The sequence below is a fragment of the Leptolyngbya sp. FACHB-321 genome, assembly GCF_014695975.1.
In the GTDB taxonomy this organism is placed as follows: Bacteria; Cyanobacteriota; Cyanobacteriia; order Leptolyngbyales; family Leptolyngbyaceae; genus Stenomitos.
Genome location: NZ_JACJPI010000078.1, coordinates 1 through 20,309 on the forward strand (window position 1 = coordinate 1; position 20,309 = coordinate 20,309).

Annotated in this window: 23 protein-coding genes and 1 tRNA gene; 12 read left to right on the forward strand and 12 right to left on the reverse strand. The window is 49.6% G+C overall.

Features of this window, described 5'->3' with window-relative positions:
• From H6F76_RS22705 to H6F76_RS22715, 3 genes are all read left to right on the forward strand, one after another.
• Positions 1–195, forward strand: a 195-nt coding sequence (locus H6F76_RS22705) for a photosystem II protein D2 (RefSeq protein ID WP_190507582.1), incomplete at its 5' end; no start/stop codon positions are given.
• Complete coding sequence (gene psbC / locus H6F76_RS22710; protein ID WP_190511719.1) at positions 179–1,564, forward strand: photosystem II reaction center protein CP43; 1,386 nt, start codon at positions 179–181, stop codon at positions 1,562–1,564. The genes H6F76_RS22705 and psbC, both read left to right, overlap by 17 nt.
• Before the next feature lie 187 nt (positions 1,565–1,751).
• Positions 1,752–2,942 carry a pyridoxal phosphate-dependent aminotransferase gene (locus tag H6F76_RS22715; RefSeq protein ID WP_190511721.1) on the forward strand — a complete coding sequence of 397 codons (1,191 nt, stop codon included), beginning with the start codon at positions 1,752–1,754 and terminating at the stop codon, positions 2,940–2,942.
• A 9-nt stretch (positions 2,943–2,951) separates the two neighbouring features.
• Here H6F76_RS22715 and H6F76_RS22720 read toward each other — a convergent pair whose 3' ends face one another.
• Complete coding sequence (locus H6F76_RS22720; RefSeq protein WP_190511723.1) at positions 2,952–3,407, reverse strand: VOC family protein; 456 nt, start codon at positions 3,405–3,407, stop codon at positions 2,952–2,954.
• A 723-nt stretch (positions 3,408–4,130) separates the two neighbouring features.
• On the reverse strand, positions 4,131–5,360 hold the full coding sequence (locus H6F76_RS22725; protein WP_190511726.1) for a methionine gamma-lyase family protein: 1,230 nt from the start codon (positions 5,358–5,360) through the stop codon (positions 4,131–4,133).
• A 148-nt stretch (positions 5,361–5,508) separates the two neighbouring features.
• Between H6F76_RS22725 and H6F76_RS22730 the strand changes: the two genes are divergently transcribed.
• Entirely contained in the window at positions 5,509–6,324 is an 816-nt protein-coding gene (locus H6F76_RS22730) for a fatty acid desaturase (protein ID WP_190448684.1), read from the forward strand.
• 56 nt (positions 6,325–6,380) lie between these two features.
• Here H6F76_RS22730 and H6F76_RS22735 read toward each other — a convergent pair whose 3' ends face one another.
• The 3 genes from H6F76_RS22735 to H6F76_RS22745 all read right to left on the reverse strand — a co-directional run bounded on the left by H6F76_RS22735 (position 6,381) and on the right by H6F76_RS22745 (position 8,557).
• Positions 6,381–7,646, reverse strand: coding sequence for a glutamate-5-semialdehyde dehydrogenase (locus tag H6F76_RS22735; protein ID WP_190448685.1), 1,266 nt, complete (start codon positions 7,644–7,646; stop codon positions 6,381–6,383).
• Positions 7,647–7,650: 4 nt separating this feature from the next.
• Positions 7,651–8,058: a hypothetical protein gene (locus H6F76_RS22740; protein ID WP_190448686.1), complete on the reverse strand. Its 408-nt coding sequence runs from the start codon at positions 8,056–8,058 to the stop codon at positions 7,651–7,653.
• A gap of 427 nt (positions 8,059–8,485) precedes the next feature.
• Positions 8,486–8,557: transfer RNA gene (locus tag H6F76_RS22745), tRNA-Gly, on the reverse strand.
• A gap of 243 nt (positions 8,558–8,800) precedes the next feature.
• Between H6F76_RS22745 and folB the strand changes: the two genes are divergently transcribed.
• The 4 genes from folB (at position 8,801) to H6F76_RS22765 (ending at position 11,920) form a co-directional block, all read left to right on the forward strand.
• Positions 8,801–9,175: a dihydroneopterin aldolase gene (gene folB / locus H6F76_RS22750; protein ID WP_190448687.1), complete on the forward strand. Its 375-nt coding sequence runs from the start codon at positions 8,801–8,803 to the stop codon at positions 9,173–9,175.
• A gap of 296 nt (positions 9,176–9,471) precedes the next feature.
• Positions 9,472–10,911, forward strand: coding sequence for a glycogen synthase GlgA (glgA, locus tag H6F76_RS22755; protein ID WP_190511728.1), 1,440 nt, complete (start codon positions 9,472–9,474; stop codon positions 10,909–10,911).
• A gap of 25 nt (positions 10,912–10,936) precedes the next feature.
• Positions 10,937–11,413: a hypothetical protein gene (locus tag H6F76_RS22760; RefSeq protein ID WP_190511730.1), complete on the forward strand. Its 477-nt coding sequence runs from the start codon at positions 10,937–10,939 to the stop codon at positions 11,411–11,413.
• 63 nt (positions 11,414–11,476) lie between these two features.
• Positions 11,477–11,920 carry a DUF3122 domain-containing protein gene (locus H6F76_RS22765; RefSeq protein ID WP_190511732.1) on the forward strand — a complete coding sequence of 148 codons (444 nt, stop codon included), beginning with the start codon at positions 11,477–11,479 and terminating at the stop codon, positions 11,918–11,920.
• A 33-nt stretch (positions 11,921–11,953) separates the two neighbouring features.
• Here H6F76_RS22765 and purN read toward each other — a convergent pair whose 3' ends face one another.
• The 5 genes from purN to H6F76_RS22790 form a co-directional block, all read right to left on the reverse strand.
• Complete coding sequence (purN, locus tag H6F76_RS22770) at positions 11,954–12,628, reverse strand: phosphoribosylglycinamide formyltransferase (RefSeq protein ID WP_190511734.1); 675 nt, start codon at positions 12,626–12,628, stop codon at positions 11,954–11,956.
• A gap of 9 nt (positions 12,629–12,637) precedes the next feature.
• The gene (locus H6F76_RS22775; RefSeq protein WP_190511736.1) at positions 12,638–13,228 is read right to left on the reverse strand and encodes a hypothetical protein; all 591 of its coding nucleotides are present in this window, start codon (positions 13,226–13,228) and stop codon (positions 12,638–12,640) included.
• Between the two features lie 417 nt (positions 13,229–13,645).
• Positions 13,646–13,840: a hypothetical protein gene (locus H6F76_RS22780; protein WP_190511738.1), complete on the reverse strand. Its 195-nt coding sequence runs from the start codon at positions 13,838–13,840 to the stop codon at positions 13,646–13,648.
• A 303-nt stretch (positions 13,841–14,143) separates the two neighbouring features.
• Positions 14,144–14,614 carry a tetratricopeptide repeat protein gene (locus H6F76_RS22785; RefSeq protein ID WP_190511847.1) on the reverse strand — a complete coding sequence of 157 codons (471 nt, stop codon included), beginning with the start codon at positions 14,612–14,614 and terminating at the stop codon, positions 14,144–14,146.
• 174 nt (positions 14,615–14,788) lie between these two features.
• Complete coding sequence (locus H6F76_RS22790) at positions 14,789–15,676, reverse strand: alpha/beta hydrolase (RefSeq protein ID WP_347276095.1); 888 nt, start codon at positions 15,674–15,676, stop codon at positions 14,789–14,791.
• A 237-nt stretch (positions 15,677–15,913) separates the two neighbouring features.
• Here H6F76_RS22790 and H6F76_RS22795 point away from each other — a divergent pair, with 237 nt between their 5' ends.
• On the forward strand, positions 15,914–16,555 hold the full coding sequence (locus tag H6F76_RS22795; protein WP_190511741.1) for a DUF2996 domain-containing protein: 642 nt from the start codon (positions 15,914–15,916) through the stop codon (positions 16,553–16,555).
• A 62-nt stretch (positions 16,556–16,617) separates the two neighbouring features.
• Here H6F76_RS22795 and H6F76_RS22800 read toward each other — a convergent pair whose 3' ends face one another.
• Complete coding sequence (locus tag H6F76_RS22800; RefSeq protein ID WP_190511851.1) at positions 16,618–17,112, reverse strand: NINE protein; 495 nt, start codon at positions 17,110–17,112, stop codon at positions 16,618–16,620.
• A gap of 226 nt (positions 17,113–17,338) precedes the next feature.
• Positions 17,339–17,494, reverse strand: a complete 156-nt coding sequence (locus tag H6F76_RS22805; protein ID WP_190511742.1) for a hypothetical protein — start codon at positions 17,492–17,494, stop codon at positions 17,339–17,341.
• Between H6F76_RS22805 and acsF the strand changes: the two genes are divergently transcribed.
• From acsF to H6F76_RS22820, 3 genes are all read left to right on the forward strand, one after another.
• On the forward strand, positions 17,493–18,569 hold the full coding sequence (acsF, locus tag H6F76_RS22810; protein ID WP_190511744.1) for a magnesium-protoporphyrin IX monomethyl ester (oxidative) cyclase: 1,077 nt from the start codon (positions 17,493–17,495) through the stop codon (positions 18,567–18,569). The two genes, H6F76_RS22805 and acsF, sit on opposite strands and share 2 nt — an antisense overlap.
• Positions 18,570–19,018: 449 nt before the next feature.
• Positions 19,019–19,669 carry a hypothetical protein gene (locus tag H6F76_RS22815; protein ID WP_190511853.1) on the forward strand — a complete coding sequence of 217 codons (651 nt, stop codon included), beginning with the start codon at positions 19,019–19,021 and terminating at the stop codon, positions 19,667–19,669.
• Positions 19,657–20,184, forward strand: coding sequence for a nuclease A inhibitor family protein (locus tag H6F76_RS22820; RefSeq protein WP_199322314.1), 528 nt, complete (start codon positions 19,657–19,659; stop codon positions 20,182–20,184). The genes H6F76_RS22815 and H6F76_RS22820 overlap by 13 nt, the downstream gene beginning before the upstream one ends.
• The last annotated feature ends 125 nt before the right edge of the window (positions 20,185–20,309 follow it).

Consider the following 20,309-nt stretch of genomic DNA (forward strand, 5'->3'; position numbering starts at 1 on the left):
TTAGCGTTGAACCTGCGGGCGTATGACTTTGTGTCGCAAGAGTTGCGTGCAGCGGAAGACCCGGAGTTTGAGACGTTTTACACCAAGAACATTCTGCTGAATGAGGGCATCCGTGCGTGGATGGCACCTCAAGACCAGCCTCATGAAAACTTTAGCTTCCCCGAAGAGGTACTCCCACGTGGTAACGCTCTCTAATAACTTTGTTGGTGGCAGCAACCGCGACCAGGAATCTTCTGGATTTGCCTGGTGGTCGGGTAATGCTCGCCTGATTAATTTGTCCGGTAAGCTGTTGGGCGCTCACGTTGCTCACCAAGGTTTGATTGTTTTCTGGGCAGGTGCTATGACCCTGTTTGAAGTGGCTCATTTCATTCCAGAAAAGCCTATGTACGAGCAAGGTTTGATCTTGCTGCCTCACCTGGCTAGCCAAGGTTGGGGTGTGGGTCCTGGTGGCGAAGTAATTGATATCTTTCCTTACTTCGTTGTTGGTGTTCTCCACTTAATCTCTTCTGCTGTACTTGGTTTTGGTGGTATTTATCACGCGGTTCGTGGTCCTGAAGTGCTGGAAGGTTACTCTTCTTTCTTCGGCTACGACTGGAAAGATAAGAACAAAATGACCACGATCATCGGTATTCACCTGATCCTCCTTGGACTTGGTGCGTTCCTGTTGGTGGCAAAAGCAATGTTCTTCGGTGGTCTGTATGACACTTGGGCACCCGGTGGTGGTGATGTGCGCGTGGTTACAAACCCGACGCTTAACCCAGCAATCATCTTTGGCTATCTGCTGAAGTCGCCGTTTGGTGGCGATGGCTGGATTGTGAGTGTCAACAACCTGGAAGACATTGTTGGTGGTCATATCTGGCTAGGTCTTCTTCTGATTTCAGGCGGCATTTGGCACATTGTGACCAAGCCCTTTGGCTGGGCGCGTCGTGCGCTGATCTGGTCGGGTGAAGCTTACCTCTCCTACAGCCTTGGTGCATTGTCTTTCATGGGCTTTATTGCTGCTTGCTTCGTGTGGTTTAACAACACGGCGTATCCTAGCGAGTTCTATGGTCCTACAGGCCCAGAGGCATCGCAGGCTCAGGCGCTTACGTTCTTGATTCGTGACCAACGTCTGGGTGCAAATGTGGCATCGGCGCAAGGTCCTACGGGTCTGGGTAAGTACTTGATGCGCTCTCCGACTGGCGAAATTATTTTCGGTGGTGAGACGATGCGCTTCTGGGATTTCCAAGGTCCCTGGTTGGAGCCTCTGCGTGGTCCTAACGGGCTTGATTTGAACAAGATCAAGTACGACATTCAGCCCTGGCAAGCACGTCGGGCAGCTGAGTACATGACTCACGCGCCCCTTGGTTCATTGAACTCAGTGGGTGGTGTGGCGACGGAGATTAACTCGTTTAACTATGTTTCTCCTCGTTCGTGGTTGGCTTGTTTCCACTTCGTCATGGGCTTCTTCTTCCTGGTGGGTCATCTCTGGCACGCAGGTCGCGCTCGTGCAGCAGTGGCTGGCTTTGAGAAGGGGATCGATCGCGAGTCTGAACCGGTATTGGCAATGCCTGACCTTGATTAGTACTCAAGCTCAAGCTTCGGTTGCATAAATCGGTCACTAATAAGGCTTCTGCTTCACCGCAGGAGCCTTTTAGTTTGATGGTGGTTGACTGACAAACAGCTAAAAACCATGCGCAGTCTTTAACAACTAGGGTATTCTGAACGTAATTACAGTAGAAACATACGGCAACAAAGGCTCTGAAAGTAGCATGAAACTGGCAAAGCGAGTTGAGCAGGTTACTCCTTCATTAACTCTGGCGATCGATGCTAAAGCGAAGGCACTGAAGGCAGATGGGGTTGATATTTGTAGTTTCAGTGCTGGAGAACCCGACTTTGCCACACCTGCCCACATTGTAGAAGCAGCAAAGCAAGCGCTCGATGCTGGTAAAACTCGTTATGGCGCAGCGGCAGGTGAACCAAAACTAAGAGAAGCGATCGCTCAGAAGCTACAGAACGATAACGGGCTTTGCTACGGTGCTGAGAATGTGATTGTCACGAATGGCGGCAAGCATTCTCTGTTTAATCTGATGCTGACGATTATTGATGCTGGCGACGAGGTGATTATTCCAGCACCCTATTGGGTGAGCTATCCCGAAATGGTAAAACTGGCTGGCGGCACTCCTGTCATTGTGCCGACCGACGAGAAAAGCCAGTTTAAGATTACGCCAGCCCAACTTCAGCAGGCGATCACACCCAAGACAAAGCTTTTTATCATTAATTCGCCCTCTAACCCAACCGGGATGGTTTATACGTCAGCAGAGTTAGCAGCTTTGGCTGAGGTAATCGTTAACAACGATCTCCTTGTTGTCTCGGACGAAATTTACGAAAAACTTGTCTACGACGGTACCCAGCACGTCAGTATCGGTACCTGCAGTCCAGAAATCTATGAGCGGACTTTGGTTAGCAGTGGCTTTGCCAAAGCTTACTCAATGACGGGCTGGCGTGTGGGTTGGCTAGCGGGTCCTGTAGAGATTATTCGAGCTGCAACGCGGATTCAAGGGCACAGTACGTCTAATGTTTGTACGTTTGCCCAATGGGGGGCAATTGCAGCTTTAGAAAGTTCTCAAGCCTGTGTTGAGACCATGCGAGTTGCCTTCGCTGAACGCCGTCAAGCGATGTTCGATCGCATCAACGCGATTCCGGGCTTAAGCTGTGCTAAACCTGATGGTGCCTTTTATCTGTTTCCAAGCATTGCAAAGACTGGTATGACCTCTCTAGAATTTTGCGACGCGCTCTTGGAAGAACAGCAGGTCGCTTTGATTCCTGGCATTGCCTTCGGTGCAGATGACTGTATTCGGCTATCCTATGCCACTGATATGGATACCATCAATCGGGGCATGGAGCGACTGGATAAATTTGTGCGTTCACGAAGTGGCTCCACTGAAGCACCGCGCCTCTAGGCATACGTGCTAGGGATTGCAGCGAATCTCTAGCAAAAATCCATCTGGATCATAAAAGTAGATTCCGCGCCCCGTTGGACGTGTGACAGGACCATGCTCAATGAGCACCTGACTCTGTTGCAGCGTGTCCACTACCTGATCAAACGCCTCTGGCGCGACATCAAACGCGAGATGGCTGGCACGGGTAAACTGTTGCTGCGGGTCTGCGCTCGGCGGTGCTAAAGCTGGTTCCCAAAACAAATCGATGACTGTCCCATCAGGGGTGACAAAGTTAGCAACCTTACCTTCAGCTACTAACGCTTTGAGCGTGCTGGGTACTTCGTCACCTGTCAATTCATGCAGCCCCAAAAACGCGCCATAAAAGTGGCGAGATGCCTGCATCTCGCTCACGTTGAAGGCAATATGATGCACCCTTCGCAGCAGACCCGGAGCAAGAGCGTGAGCCGAACGAGGAGTTGCTAACATGGCAGTGACTAACGAATGAGTGCTTTAATCAGGGGAACTTAGGACGAAATTGCTTGTGGCTATGTTTCAGCTTTAGTAACGGTTAGCGTGTGCTACCAGTACGAATTAGTCTGTGATTCTAACTTGATTTTGGACGCTATAGCACCCAAATCCTGGATAATTGACCGCTGCATCATCCATTCTTGCGTTCGCTGAAAGTTCCTAATTTTGTTCGTTCATCCTTAATTTTCGGACAAAGATTCAATCGGAATCAACGAGTGGATGAAGGTTCTCAAGAACAATTTACAGTTTTTTTAACTCTTTCAAGAAAAACTATGCTAACGGCACCTTCGCTTTTTCAGGAGAAGTGGAATCATTGTGATGCTATCCATCTCTTCAATACAGCCTCTTAGTTAGGTCAATTCATTTAGCTTGGAGGACAACAAATCTTTTTCCGCTCATTCTTTATCCTGCAATGAGCCTGTCTAGTTCTAGTCAATGAAAACGATGACTGCGATACTAGCCAGAATCGATCTAAGTAGAAGACCTCATCAAACGAATAATCTCTAAAAGCTGTTGTCGGGAAATCTGTAGCCATTAGTATGAGCCGTTAACTTTCAGCGTTCAGTCTGCTCAGTTTAATTCTATCCACGTACTTGAAAGCGCTTATAGACAGCTCGTCTAGCATCAACTTCAAGTTACAAGTTAAATGTACTGGTATTAATGCAGCTACTGACAACTCACTTAAGCGTGTCCGATCGCCTCGATCGCCGCTTCTAGCGCAATTGAAACATGCGTCCAATGAGTACCGCCCTGGCAAAAGACCGTATACGGTTCTCGTAAAGGACCATCAGCAGAAAACTCTGAAGTGCTACCGTCAATAAAAGTGCCCCCTGCCATAACTAGTTGGCTCTCGTAACCCGGCATTGCAGCAGGTACAGGGTCAAGATAAGAGCCGATCGGAGAGTGTTGCTGAATAGCACGGCAGAAAGCAATGAGTTTTTCTGGCGACCCAAGCTGGACTGCCTGGATTACGTCTCGGCGAGGGGCTTGCGGGAGAGGGTTAACTGGATAGCCTAAGCGATCGAAAACAGTAGCAGTCAGATGATTGCCCTTCATGGCTTCGCCCACCATTTGCGGCGCAAGAAATAGCCCCTGAAACAGCAGTCGATTTTGGTCGAAGGTCGCGCCTCCAGCACTGCCAATACCGGGAGCGGTCAGACGACAGGTTGCTGCTTCAACGAGATCAGCGCGTCCTGCTACATAGCCACCAGCGGTCACGATCGTACCGCCAGGATTTTTAATCAACGAGCCTGCCATCAAATCGGCTCCAACTGCGGTTGGCTCTCGATCAGTAACGAATTCACCGTAGCAGTTATCGACAAAGCAAACAGTGTTAGGGTTTTGCCGCTTAACAATTTGGATAATTTTTTCAATGTCAGCGATCGCCAAGCTAGAGCGCCACGAGTAGCCACAGGAGCGTTGGATTAAGACCATCCGTGTCTCTGGCTTGATAGCAGACTCTAATGCATGCCAATCGATTGTGCCTAATTCAGTCAGCGCCAGTTCTCGATAGCGAATGCCAAACTCTGCAAGGGAACCTTGATTCTCCCCCCGTACACCAATCACTTCTTCCAGCGTGTCGTAAGGGGAACCTGCGACAGCTAATAGTTCGTCACCAGGACGAAGGGTGCCATACAGAGCACAGGCGATCGCATGGGTGCCTGAGACAAACTGCACGCGCACTGCTGCCGCTTCTGCACCGACGATTTCGGCAAACACCTGATCGAGTACCTGTCGTCCCAAGTCATCATGACCATACCCTGACACACTACTAAAGTGATGCGTGCCCACTCGGTGATTGCGAAAGGCAGCCAGCACCCGCCGTAAATTTTCCTTGACCTGCGTGTCAATTCCAGAAAAAATCAGGGATAGTGCTTGGTCTCCTTCGCTTGAAAGATGAAAGCTGCTCATAGATGTCTCATTATTTTCTAGAATACGCTAGGTGTTTTCTGAAGCATCGACGTAAATTACGTAGTCTCAGCTTGAGTTCACCCCTCTAAAGATGAGCGAAACCGATTGCCGTACAGATTGGCACCATAATCTACATTGAGATGAATGAATGACTGTTGCAACTTCTAAAAAATCGACCTTTGACTTGCCCGTGATTCTCTTCATGGTGATCGTGCATGGAGGCGCACTTTTTGCCCTCATACCAGCAAACTTTAGCTGGGCGGCGCTTGGTGTTGCAGTATTTTTGCATTGGGTAACGGGCGGATTAGGCATTACTTTAGGCTTTCATCGCTTGCTCACCCACCGCAGCTTTCAAGCACCTAAATGGCTAGAGTATTTTCTTGCCTTCTGCGGCACGTTAGCCTGTGAGGGGGGAGTAATTGATTGGGTAGGAATGCACCGGCTCCATCACTTGCATTCTGATCAAACCGCTGATCCCCATGACTCTAATCGTGGTTTTTGGTGGAGCCATATGGGCTGGATGTTGCGCGAAATTCCTTGCCGTTCTCAAGTCGATCGCTTTACCAAAGATCTGCATGATGACCCATTTTACCAATTTTTAAACAAGCAATTTATTCCCTTGCAGGTACTGTTAGGTCTGGGTCTTTACTTTCTAGGTGGCTGGCCATTTGTGGTTTGGGGCGTTTTTGTGCGCCTGGTTGCCGTCTTCCATTGCACCTGGCTGGTTAACAGCGCCACGCATCAGTTCGGCTACCGTACCTATGAGTCGGGCGATCGCTCAACTAACTGCTGGTGGGTTGCCTTGCTGACCTATGGTGAAGGCTGGCACAACAATCATCATGCGTTTCAACACTCTGCCCGTCATGGCTTGCAGTGGTGGGAAATTGACATCACTTGGATGACAATTCAGCTTCTACAAACTTTGGGGTTAGCGACAAAGGTAAAACTGGCAGGGAAAGAGTAAGGAAAGATCAAAGCAGAGGCTAAAGGGAACAACCTTTTAGCCTTTATACTTTCTGTTTAGAATTGCCCTGTGCCTTGCACAATATGTTTAATGGTTGTCAGTGTCTCTAAGCTAATTAACCCGCGTCGCTGACCTTTCTGGTTAGACATCCCCAGAAAAATCGAGTCACCTCGGTTGGGGTTGCGGGAGAACCTGGGCGAGGCGTTAATGTAGGTCGAGGCACTGTTCACCCCCAGCGCAAATTGTCGACTTTCTTGATAAGACTCCGTTACTAAACAGTCGGCATGACCGCTGCTGTAAAGGTTAATCCAGGCGATCGCGGCTTCTATGTTGTCTACAACTTTGAAGGCAACGACTTTTGCTAGGTAGGCTTGTCGCCATTCGGTTTCTTCGCTAAACCGGAGTTCAGGAAACTCCTCGCTTAGCTCAGCATCGCCTCTCACTTCAAACCCCTTTTCTCTCAGGCTGTTCCATAACATGATGAGAGAAGAGGGGTTTTGATTGCGGTGAATCAAGACTTTTTCGATCGCATTAACTGGATCTGGCTCGCTTTGATGGCTGTCGAGAATCATCCAACGTACGGCATCCAGGCTCCCAGATGGCGACCAGTAAAGGTAGCAATTGCCCATTGCCGACTTCAGCACAGGCGCAGCCGCTTGGCGTACAATTTGCTGCACTAAATTAGGTCGCCCATAGGGAATGACCAAATTGATGTATTGGTCTTGAGCAATCAGCTCACGCACTGATGTGCCCTGGTCAGAGGGCAATGCTTGAAAACAGCCATCTGGTAAGCCAGCCCGTTCGATCGCCCCATGTAGCGCCTGGGCAATCACCAGATTAGAATTGCTGGCTTCGCTACCACCCTTAAGAATCAAACTATTGCCTGTTTTGGCACAAAGTCCGGCAGCGATCGCAGCAAGCTCTGGAAACGCTTCGTAGATCAGCACAATCACGCCGAGCGGCATCAACTGCGAGTAAGTTTGGCAGTGAGCAACCTGGTAGGTTGCATTCATCACACGACCAATCGGATCGGGTAACTCACTTAAGCGCTGTAAAATCTGTATCGCTGCTTGAAGCCGCTCTGGCGTTAGTTTAAGCCATTCTAAAATCAAATCCGGTACTGCCATCTCACGGCTAGCTTCTAGATCTAGCGTATTGGCATCGAGAATATCATCCTGCTGCTGCTTCAGCGCCTGAGCCATTGCCTGCACAGCGTAGCTTCGCACTGCCCCTTTTGTCGTCGCCATGTCCACAGACGCTCGATGGGCACGGTGGACAGCAGTAACGGGATCAGGAGAGGGGCTAAAAGAGTCAGTTGTCATTGAGCTAACGTCTATAAGCTAGCAAAACCATCAGTGCAGGGAGTAACGCCAACAGTAGCAGCACTATCACCCAAAACATTGGTCCAGAATTGCCTGGAGAACCAAGCGCCAGCAGCAACCCGATGATCAACATCGTTAGCACAATACCAAGCGCGATCGACAAGTAGCTGTCGCCAAAGCCAGACGACGCACCCTGCCATTGATGTCCGTTCCAACGCCATGTGCGCTTGTAGCGATAGCTAGTCGAAAGCTCTTCCAGGACATAACCACCTTCATCGACAACAAAAATTTGCTGACAGCGGTTACACCCAAACGCTTCGGTCAAAGCAATCTGAGTGAGTTGCCCCCGACGACGACACGGACAGGGGTAGCTTTGAGCTAGATCTATCTTTTGAGCTTTTTGAGGTTGCACAGGCAGCAAAAAAACTTCTGGCAAAGATTAGGTAAGTGTCCAAGCTACAACAGTACGAACTCTTCGGGCTGTACTTGTGCCCGCTGATAAAGCACCCAGATTCAGTTCATTCCTACTGTCATCACCAAACGGTATGAGCGGCATTAACTGCTTAACGCAAATATTACCATTCTTGCCCCTAATCTGAATCCGCCTTCAGACACGCATCAACGTCTTGCTTAGTAAGCCAGGAAAGAGGTTGCTAGCCATGACGATCGCTTACGTTTCAACTCATCTACCTAACTTGGTCTAGAAATTATGGGTAGAGCAATTTCATCAAGATTAGCTTCAAACACTGGTAAAACCAGACTAAAAGCGCACAAGCAACATCAATAAGAGAGTTTACTAATGGACTCTCCTGCAAGAATCCACTAATAACCGTAACTTAAGCGGGTGACGCGATTCGAACGCGCGACATTCACCTTGGCAAGGTGACGCTCTACCACTGAGCCACACCCGCGAAATCAGACGATCTTTAATATCTCAAAAGAAAACGGATCTGTCAACTACTTAGGAGATTTTTCTTAGAGGTTTTCACTAAAGGCTTGTAGCTTGGGACTTGTAGCTTAGAGAGGTCAGGCTGCTGACAAACCTAAGGAAGTAGAGGCAGAGTGATTAAATGCTCGATCGCGTACGATAGCTGGAAGAAGTTCGTTCAGCTCTAAGCCGCCAGCAACAAGTTAAATTTGACGATATTAAATGCATGGATAGCATTCAACTAAGCGGCATTCGCTGTTATGGCTACACAGGGGCGCTGCCAGAAGAGCAAATTTTGGGACAGTGGTTTGAGGTGGAGCTGACGCTGTGGTTAGATCTGACGACGGCTGGGCAGAGCGATCGCCTGGATGACACACTGGACTACCGCACGGTTATTGCCACAGTGCAGACGCTTGTGAAAACGGCAAAATTTGCATTGTTAGAGCGGTTAGCAACTGCGATCGCCGATGCCATTCTGCATCCAGCAACGTCCAGTCAGGCTGCCCTCATCCAGCAAGTGCGGGTGCGTTTGCATAAACCTGCCGCGCCGATTCCAGATTTTGGTGGCGCAATCACGATCGAGATCACGCGCTCGCGCTGAAGGAGTCAGCGAAATAAAAGCCCCACTGATTCACCAAAGCTGGCAAACCGAATAGGGCTAGAGACGCAGTTAGGAGGTATCTTGACTATCAAGCTACCTAGAGAATTTGCATTACTCCGATCTTTTAATAAGTTCTTAAACTCTGTGAAGCCGTCAGGCGACAGCATGGAGTCTAAAGTCAGAAGCTAACGAAGGATTAACGGTTGCAAATCAAATCAAGTTACCCGTTAGGAGCAGAAAGCTGGTAGCGTTTGAGCAAGACCTGATGCAGACATTGAAGGGAACTGAGGCTTACTATGCGAATTTTGTTTGTTGCTGCCGAAGCGGCTCCGATCGCAAAAGTCGGTGGCATGGGAGACGTAGTTGGGGCACTCCCTAAAGTGCTGCGTCAGATGGGACACGATGTCCGTATCTTTTTGCCTTACTACGGCTTTCTACCTGACAAAATGACGGTGCCCAAAGAGCCAGTCTGGTCAGGAAACGCAATGTTTCAGAGCTTTGATGTGTACGAAGCGGTGCTGCCAGGGACAGATGTACCGCTATACCTGTTTGGGCATCCCTCATTCTTGCCACGACACATCTATGCTGGCGACATGGAAGAGTGGCGGTTCACACTATTTGCCAACGGAGCGGCTGAGTTTGCCTGGAATTATTGGAAGCCTGAAATCATACACTGCCACGATTGGCATACAGGCATGATTCCTGTATGGATGCACCAGTCGCCCGATATTTCGACCGTGTTTACGATTCACAATCTGGCGTATCAGGGACCCTGGCGCTGGAAGCTGGAGCAGATGACCTGGTGCCCGTGGTATATGCAGGGGCACAACACAATGGCAGCCGCCGTGCAGTTTGCGAATCGCGTTAATACGGTGTCACCCACCTACGCAGCACAGATTCAGACGGCTGCCTACGGCGAATCGCTGGAAGGGCTGCTGTCGTTTATTAGCGGCAAGCTATCTGGCATTGTCAACGGGATTGATACAGAAGCGTACGATCCGGCGATCGACAAAAGCCTGACACAGACCTTCACAGCCGACACACTTGATCAACGCAAAGCCAACAAGATCGCACTGCAAGAGGAAGTAGGGCTGGAGGTGAATTCGGGTGCCTTTCTGATCGGTATGGTGACGCGGCTTGTGGAGCAAAAAGGGTTAGATCTGGTGCTGCAAGTACTGGATCGCTTCATGGCGTATACCGATTCGCAATTTGTGCTGTTGGGCACGGGCGATCGCTACTACGAGACCCAAATGTGGCAGCTAGCCTCTCGCTATCCAGGGCGAATGTCCGTTTACCTGCTGTTCAACGAAGCATTGTCAAGACGCATTTATGCAGGCAGTGATGCGTTTCTCATGCCATCTCGGTTTGAGCCGTGCGGCATCAGTCAAATGCTGTCGTTGCGGTATGGCTGTGTGCCGATCGTCCGTCGCACTGGTGGCTTAGTCGATACTGTAGAGCCGCATGATCCTGCTAACGACAAAGGGACAGGCTACGCGTTCGATCGCTATGAGCCGCTAGACCTTTATACAGGCATGGTACGGGCATGGGAAGGCTTCCGCTTCAAAGACGCATGGCGCAAGCTGCAACAGCGTGGGATGGCAGCGAACTTTAGCTGGGACAAATCCGCGATCGAATACGTCAAGCTCTATCGAGATGTCTTGGGTTTGCCTGCTGAGGAAGCACTACCGAAGCAGCCCGAAGCAGCACCACCGAAGCAACCCGAAATGGTTCCATAGCGTTTATCTTGAGTACCGTCCACCCATGTCAATCCACTCTCAACGATGGTTTTTCCGGTTAGCACTGCCGTTAGTTGCCGTGAGTGCTGCTGTTCTTCCACTGACGACCGTGACAGCCGCTAACTTACACACGACTCCTGTAACGTTACAGAACACATCTCAAGCGCCAAAGCTGGTGGCTCAACAATCGCGCCTCCGACGAGTGCGGTTTGCACCGGGTGCAAGTTCTGCCACGATCAAAGACAGCGTTGTGAGTGGAACCCGTGATCGCTATCTCCTCAGTGCCCGCAAAGGGCAAAAAATGAGCATTAGAATCGTGTCGCTAGAGGACAATGCCGTTTTTGATGTAGTCGCCCCCGTCAATCAAGCGGGGCAGCAACGGACGTTGAAGCAAGAAGCCTTTAGCTGGACTAACACCCTACCGGAAACAGGAGACTACCAAATTGTGGTAGGTTCAACGCGGGGAAATGCCAGTTACAGGCTGCAAGTCACGATTCGCTAAACGATCGATTCATTTAGCAACAACACGCCATTGAAAAAGATCTGGTTAATTGGCGCGCTTCTCATGCTCTTTCTGGTCGTTGGAGCATCGGACGGCTTAGCATCTGTGCATACGTACCCAGAAAGCAGTGACAGCGTAATGTATCGATCGCTGCAAACATTGCGCGATCGCACGAATCAGACGTGGCAGGTGGTGCTTTACAAGCGGGTGCAAGGTGGATTAACGCAAAGTTTGCATCTACGGCTAGTAGGCTTTCCAGGCAGGGCAGCGTTAGAGCATCCTCATCCATTAAAAATTACCACTGGAACAGAACGCATCTGGTTAGCACCAGAAACTCCGCCTGTTACGGACACCTCAAATGTTGCAGAGTATGACCTACTTGAGGTGATGCGTGAGTTAAACTCAACCACACCACTGCGGTTGACAGTGCCCGTGCAGGGACAGCCGATCGAACTACCCGTGCCGCCATTTGTGGTTGAAGAGTGGCGACAGGTAGCCCAAAAATGAGCGGTCAACCCTGCATTTAAGGTAATCGCTACATTAAGCGTTTGAAGGCGGTTGAACCTGGGCTGCCAGGGCGATCGCTTTGGGGAAAATACGATATTCCTGCGTATGAATACGATCGTGCAGCGTTTCGAGCGTGTCATTGGGGAGTATAGGCACCGCTGCCTGCATAATAATGTCGCCGCTGTCCACTTCGGGCACGACTAGATGCACTGTGCAACCTGTGATTTTCACCCCTGCTGCCAGCGCTTGCTCCACAGCGCGGTTGCCCTTAAAGCTGGGGAGTAGACTGGGATGAATGTTCAAAATGCGTCTGGGAAAGGCGTTGATCAAAACAGGCGTAACAATCCGCATCCAGCCTGCCATGATGACCCATTCTACATCGTGCTGTCGAAGCGTTTCGACGATCGCTTCATCCAGTGCTTCTCGGCTCTCAAACTCGCGATGATTGAGCAGCACAGCAGGAATACCCCAACGATCGGCTCTAGCCGCCGCCTTTGCACCAGGATTGTTGTAAAGCAGTACGTTTACCTGCGCGTGAAGCTGCTGATCGGCAATGGCTTGGGCGATCGCCTCAAAGTTACTGCCACTTCCCGATGCCATCACACCCAATTTTAACAGTGAGGCATTCTGAAGCGAATTGCTTGCCACTTCAGGAGCGACAAGGCTAGGTGTAGGCGTAACGTGATTGGTCACTGGCTCTAAACTCATGTAGCAGTCTCATTTTGCTGAAGATTTCTTCAACTCGCTGCCAGGGGGCGGGGTCGTATCGTCAGAAATTTTCTGAAAAAGCGTGGCGTTGTCGTTCAGCTCCTTAGGACGCAGCTTGCCAGGTCGGGTGTCCAACATCTGTACACGCAAATCGCCATCGGCTGTAAACTCAAACAGGGTTTCAACCGTTGTCTCTGCTGCCAAAATGACATCCAGATGCATGGGTTGAGGTTTGTCGTCGAGGCGATATTGTACTTGGTTGGCGATCGCATTTCCTGACGCAGACGTGCCCGAAAGAATGTACAGCTTACCCTCTGGCGCAAAGACAAACATCACTGTATCACCCTCCAGTGGCTCCTTTGTCAACCATTGCCCCAAAAGCTTCTTGGCAACTGGGATCGTAGCCACAGGCATTGTGACAGGCGTTTTTGTAAGCTGTGGTGCGGATTTCCCAGGCAACGTTTCGGCACTCGCTGAGTGGCTGATAAAGACGGTTGCCATACCGAAACAACTGATGATGAATCTGAGCGCTAAAGCAGCACGATCGCTAGAGACAAAAGCAGGTAAGCGGTGGGTTCGAGTTGATTGATTTATAAGCATACTGTCAGCAAGCGATTAGCGTCAGCAGGTGTCAGCATCTTATACGGAATCGGGTTAAGGCGTGTCCTTTAGCCAGAACTTAAGAGCTTTTCTATAGATTTGTCGTTAATATACCTAAAGCAGCGTAAATCGAAATAGCTCTGGGCTGACGATCGTTCAAGCTGTAGTGAAGGGTACCATTAATTTTAAGCCGTATCGATCAACTGTTGAAGCGACACTATTAAGTTGTTTGTTACGGTGCTCGTAAGCATATGTTCCGCTTGGTGCCTTTTACTCTGCATCACACGGGCGATCGAACTTCAAGTTGGCTTTGGCAGAACCAACACCATTAGCTAGGCAGACTAGAAAATGTGCCAGTCAGTAGGAAAACTGACATCGAAATGAGCAACCAAAAACACCGCTCCAGACGGCGATCGTTTAAGTGCTGGGGACGAGCTTAATTCGTCCAGCATCCATCTCAGACATCAGCAGTTCAAGTGCTTCAAAATCAACATCTGAAATGTAACCTAAACGAGTGAGTTCATAGTTGATCTCATTTTCAATGTCAGGAGTCAACCGTTTGAAATAAAGTGCTTTTTCGACCAAGTGCCGGATCATGGCTGTTCTTTTCATAGTGAGTGGCAGGAACTCTGTCTAAATTCTCTAATGCTTGCTTGATGAAGCAAGTGATCCAACCCCGCTACGGGGGTGATTGAGATCACTTGACTAATCTGAGTGATAATCTGGCAGCATAAAAAGCTAACCGTTTCGCACTGAACGTTGTGCTGGTATTGGCAAGTATTTTGTCGGCAGCAGTGTGCTAAGTAAGCTGCGCTAAAAGCCAATTATTCATCACGCTTCTGAACGGTAAGCAATACACTTGACCGCAAGAAAGTACTGCCTCTAACACAGCATTATGCTAGGAGTGCTGAACGCTTACCCAAGACGCATAGTGCATTCCAGGAGCAATCGCTGATTTGCCAAGGCATACGGCTGAATGGCTGTTGCTTTGCGAAATGACTCGATCGCCGCTGGATAGTTACCCAAAACAGCGTGGCATAACCCCAAACCATGTAGAGCACCAAAGTGAACCGGGTTCAGGCGAAGGACAGTCTCGCAGTCTGCGATCGCCTGCTGGTATTGACCCTGAGTATAGTAGAGTACGGCGCGACGATTCCAGGCTTCGGCAAAATCAGGTTGATCTTCCACCAGTGCTGTCAGGGTCGCCTCTGCTTCAGCACTATTGCCTTCTTGTAGTAAGGTCTGAGCGCGTTGAATTGTCTCGAAACCAAGCACCCCTTTCTGCTCGAACCAGATGCGCCAAAGCGCTTGAGTAGCGCGATCGCGAATTGATTCGTCTGGACTTTGCAAATCTTTGAGTAATGGCGCGATCGACGGTTCTTGCATTGCTATGAAGCACCCCATGAGAAGAGATAGAGTTTCGATCGCTTGCAAATGCCTCAAGTATTGTGTCTGATGAGGACAAGTTAAAACCGCTACAACCACAACATTTGCTGAACTAACAAGATCGTGCGGAAGCACTTTATCGCTCGTTCACATTGACAACACCTTACAGCTTAGTTAAGCGGTAGAGGCAGCGTCATACCCTGCGCGAGGCGTAACCGCGGTTGGGTATTGCGCTAACCAACGATCAATGTCTGCCTGCACAAGGTCAGGGATTTCCCACGGGAACAAGTGCGCGGCGTTAGGGTAACAATGGTACTCGGCATCAGGCAGGGCTTGGGCAGTTTCCAGGCTGGAAGCAGCAGTGATGTGACGGTCTTCAGCACCTGCAAGCACCAGGCAAGGACACTGAATGGCAGACAGATCAGTAAGGCGATTGTAACCCCGCTGGAGAGCCGTAAAAAGCGCTTGCGTTGCCCGCTTGGAGGTTTGCAGATAGGCAGGCAGAGCATCCTTAGCGAGATAGTGATAGGCAGCAGGCGTATGTTGCTGAATCAAATAGCGATACAGCGATCGCCGTCCAAAGGTGTCAATATTCCACTGCCAGCCAGGATGGAACCAATTCACGATCGATGCAATACCTGTATAAGCATTATCCTGCCACGTAATTGCTGGATGGTTGCCTTTTGGACGCGCTGCCGTTGCAACTAAAATCAAGCCGCTCACTCGCTCGGGCGATCGCAACGCCAACTCAAGCGCTAAAATACCACCCAACGACCAACCTAAGACCAAACAACGATCAATTTGATGGCGATCGAGCAACGCTTCTAAATCGCTCAAATGGTCAGTCATCACAAAATCTGTCTGAGTGTGACTGTTGCCATAGCCACGCAAATCAGGCGCGATCGTCTTGAACCGTGCAGACAACGGCTTTGTAAAAACGGACAGGCTCTGCCCCGAACCCGGATGACCATGGAGACAGAGAATGGGAAAACCCTGCCCTTGCACTAACGTATGAAGGCTAACTGCCTGAGAAGGTAATGGCGGCACGGGTAAATCGATCACAGCTTACTGTCCACAAACTCTATGCTAACGGTTTACATTTCCTCTAGCCCCTAACTCTGCATTCCACTAAGATAAAACGCAGGAAGTGATCAAACGCCGACAGTGCGCTGCCCCTTCTTTAAGGAGCTTACAGAAAAGAATTCATATTCTCTGTTACGACACCTCCAGATTTCTAAGCTACTGTCCTCACACCGCGCGGCGATCGCTGCAACTTTGAAATAAGGATTGACCTGAAGCATGGCAGAAGAAACTCCAAAACAAACCGAGCCGAACCAAAGCGAAGGTCAAGCTCTGACTAATGCTGAAGCTAAAACAACCGATATGCCAACGGCAAATGCCCCGGAACCAGAAGCCGCTAAACCAGATGCTATTTCTGATCACCCTGAGGCAGATACAGCCACCAAAAAACCAGCCGCCAAACGCCCCTCTAAAGCAGAGGCTGAAGGAGAAGAGGGTGCTAAACCTGCTGCAAAGGCAAAGAAAGAAAAGCCGCCTGCGTTAGAAGATAAGCCTTTTGCTGACTTTGTTCAGCAGGATTATTTGCCCGCCCTAAAAGCAGGCTTGGCAAAACAAGAGATTCCCAATGTCGATCTCACGTTTGAAAAGCGCAAAATCAACGTTATCGGCTTTGCCCAGGCACCAGAATGCTGGCAGGTCATTGGTCAATGGTACAACGGCGATCGACAAACCCGAGAGTTCAACATTTACTTCTTTGACGAAAAGATTAACGGACAAAAGGGCTTTTCCTGTGCAGAAAGCGGTGGCAAAGCCAGCACCCTGGAATCCTTTCGGATTGATGAGCGCAAGGTTGATCTAGGCTTGCTGGTTTTCTGGACGCTGCAACGGCTAAATGCTCAAAAATGGCTGGTGAGAAATTAAAGGTTCTAAACGAACGGCTACATAGAGCTGGACTTCTGTAGTCTCACATTTAGAAGTCTTTCTTAAAGCTCTTTGAATTCATAAGTGACAACCCCAGTTTTGGGATCATTAGTGATTTCAACGTAGCCCGTTCTCACCATTTGTAGCAAGGTGGATTCAACCTCAGCAAAGCTAGCCCCTGTTTCCATCACGCCTTGAGTCACAGAGAGATTACCACCTCTCGCTTCTGCTGCTTTTAGCAGTTTAACGACCAAGGAATTTGGCATGGGCTGAGGTGGCACCGGCTTTGCATCAACTGTAACGACTCGCTGAATCACAGGTTGGGTTGGTAAAGAGCCGTCGGGCAGCCAACCCTGGCGCGCTCTGAGTTTGGTATTGTGTTCATCAACCATATTGGGAATGAGCAGAAGATCAATGACTTGCCCAAAGCCAAAGAGACCAAAACTGAACATCCACAACAGTCCGGTCAAAATCTTGCCATTGTAAAGACGGTGCAGACCATGCAGTTGGAGCAAGCAGCCGAGCCAAAGGATGTAAGCCGTACCAGCTTTGTTCATACCTAGTTGGGATGCGTTCGTTTTCACAGTGCTTCAGTTCTCACAGTGCTTCACGTTTACAAGGCTTGGAAGTTCCCACTTCTAGATCATAAAGACTTTGCTCTGAAGCAGGCACAGTAAGCGGTGTGATATGACTCAGTGGTTACAAAAGTTGATGGTGTGTTGCAAGTCTTAACGCGATCGCCGCGTTTTGTCACCGTTTACCTTGATAGACTAGACCACGTAATCATCGTAGTGGTTTCGTACGCTGCTGGGCTTCAGCAAATTCCTTCTTAGCTCGGTTGCGCCAGTTACTGGCTTTCGTCTTAAGAGTGAGGCACTGCGGCGGTTCAGCACACCATCCCTGCGATGTAGAATCTGAAAAAAGAACGAAACGACTCATGGTAGATTCCCTTAAAAAGCCTGGCTTTGAAGAAATACGCCCCGGAGTAAAAGTTCCTGCGAAGGAAACGATTCTAACGCCCCGGTTTTATACAACCGATTTTGATGCAGTGGCGGCGATGGATATTTCGCCCAATGAAGATGAACTGCTGGCGATTCTGGAAGAGTTCCGCGTCGATTACAATCGGCATCATTTTGTCCGTACGACTGAGTTTGACCAGTCCTGGGAGCATATTGATGGGGAAACGCGCCAACTGTTTGTTGAGTTCTTAGAACGCTCTTGCACGGCTGAGTTTTCTGGCTTTTTGCTTTACAAAGAACTGGCGCGCAAGCTGAAAGGCAAGAACCCCGTGCTGGCAGAGTGCTTTGCGTTGATGTCGCGTGATGAAGCACGACACGCAGGCTTCCTCAATAAGGCAATGTCAGATTTTAACCTCCAGCTGGATTTAGGCTTTTTGACTAAGAGCCGCAGCTATACCTTCTTTCAGCCAAAGTTTATCTTTTACGCCACCTATCTGTCTGAAAAGATTGGCTACTGGCGCTACATTACAATTTATCGTCACCTCGAAGCACATCCAGAAGACCGAATTTATCCGATCTTCCGCTTCTTTGAAAACTGGTGCCAGGATGAAAATCGGCACGGTGATTTCTTTGATGCGATGATGCGCTCGCAGCCCCAGATCTTGAATGACTGGAAGGCAAGGCTATGGTGCCGCTTCTTTCTGTTGTCTGTCTTTGCCACGATGTACCTGAACGACATTCAGCGATCGGGCTTTTACAAAGCGCTTGGTTTGGATGCACGCGAATATGACATTCACGTGATTAACAAAACTAACGAAAGCACCGCAAAGGTCTTTCCGGTTGTTCTGGATGTAGAAAATCCTGAGTTCTATCAGCGTCTTGATCAGTGTGTGCAGAACAATGCCAAGCTAACGGCGATCGTCAGCGCTGGTACACCAAAGGTTGTGCAGTTCTTCCAAAAGCTACCTTACTATGCATCTAATGCGTGGCACCTCATCCGGCTTTATTTGATGAAGCCGATCGACGCTGCCCCCTTACAGGGAACGGCTCGTTAGATTGCTTTTTCGTCCTTGGTTTTAGCGGCTTTGCTAACCTGCAACTTACAGGTGCAAAGCCGTTTTTTTGTGGAAATGCTTTGAAGTATGCCAGTATCAACGTGTTCATGAACCGAGATAACCTGTTGCGATCGCACTCACTAACCTCACATTGCTACCTTCAAACACTTTCACTAGCAGTGAGTCTTGCTTTTTTCGCTGCTCCCGCCTGGTGTCAGTACCCTGAAGCTGCACCGTTGATGCTCGAACCTGTAGAAACAAAAGAGCGATCGAAGGAAGCAGCGGTCACAGAAGTTGGTAAAGAGCCTCAGCCAACCCGTTTAGTCGCATCACTGATGGCGAACCAAGGGACAGACTCAACAACTACAAGGCTAAATACTCAACCTTCGACTGCCCAACCTGTCGAAGGACCACAGCATTCTGACCTTACGACATCACAGTCTACCCCACTGCCCCAACCGGCCCCAACCCCTAACCCTCAGACCCCAAACCCTGCCGCTACCATTCCGATTGACCTTGACCCAGCACTAACCGAAAGCAGTCCCGTTTTGCAACGCTGGCTGAAGCAAGTGCCCAACGTTCTGACCGACATCAGGCGTGATCCTAGCTTTAGGACGCGCTTGCGTTTGGGCTATTCCCAGTTTCCATCGACTCGGCAGGCAGGAGGCGTTCATCTTGGCATTGAGGATATCTTTGTCGGGCGATCGGGTTTGACGCTCAGTGCTGATTATCAGACTGCATTTAATGGCACCCGCGAAGCATGGGGAGCCGATTTGCGTTACTACGTTCGTCCTTTAGGTAGCATCATTAATGTGGCTCCGGTGATTGGCTATCGCCATTTGGCAACCACTCGTTACACGACTGATGGCGTTCACGTGGGTCTGCGCTTGCTACTAGTGCCATCACGGACGGGTGCCGCTGATCTTGCCCTTACACAGAGTTGGGTTGCCCCTGGCAGTGAAGCTGAAGTTGGGTTAACGACCCTTTCCTTCGGCTATGCCCTTACACATAACCTGCGTCTATCCACCGATCTACAGAAGCAAAATTCTCGGTTTCGCAGCGATAGCCGCGTGGGCATCGGCTTGGAGTGGATGTTTTAACGCATGGCGTTTCACTAGCGACGATCGCCCTCGTTTCTCTAAAGCACAATCGGTCAGAGGTGGATGGAAAGTGCGCGGAGCTTGGTAGAAGAGCATTGAAAGAGGAAAAAGGGATGAACGATGCAGAACTGATCAACACTTTGGAAGAAGCGATCGCAGGCTTGCAGTGGATGAGCGAGTCAGATTACCCCTTCACTGTGGTCTATTGGCAGGACGAGTTACCCATCCTCACGCCAGAACACTTGCTGCAATTGACTAATCACCCCCCAGATACGCTTGTTGAAACCGAAGCAGTGGATGACTTTTTTGCGATCGCTACCCAAGCACAAGATTGGCACAACGCTGAAGCCACAGTAATTGTCCAACGCTACCAGACGCTTGTCGAAACCTTAAAGCAGTCTCTTGATGCTTTAACAGTCTATCGTCTGGGTCAAATCAATCTCGATCTCTACATTATTGGCAAAACTACGACAGGGGCACTAGCTGGACTGGCAACGCAAGCCGTAGAAACCTAAATAGGATTGGGATTTCTTGTCACTCAGCTTAACGTGGCTACATCATGTGATGGTTCTCTTTTTTAAGCGCAGTATTTCTAAAACTGCTCGCCCGATTTACGCCCAACATCGTGAGCAATCTCAGT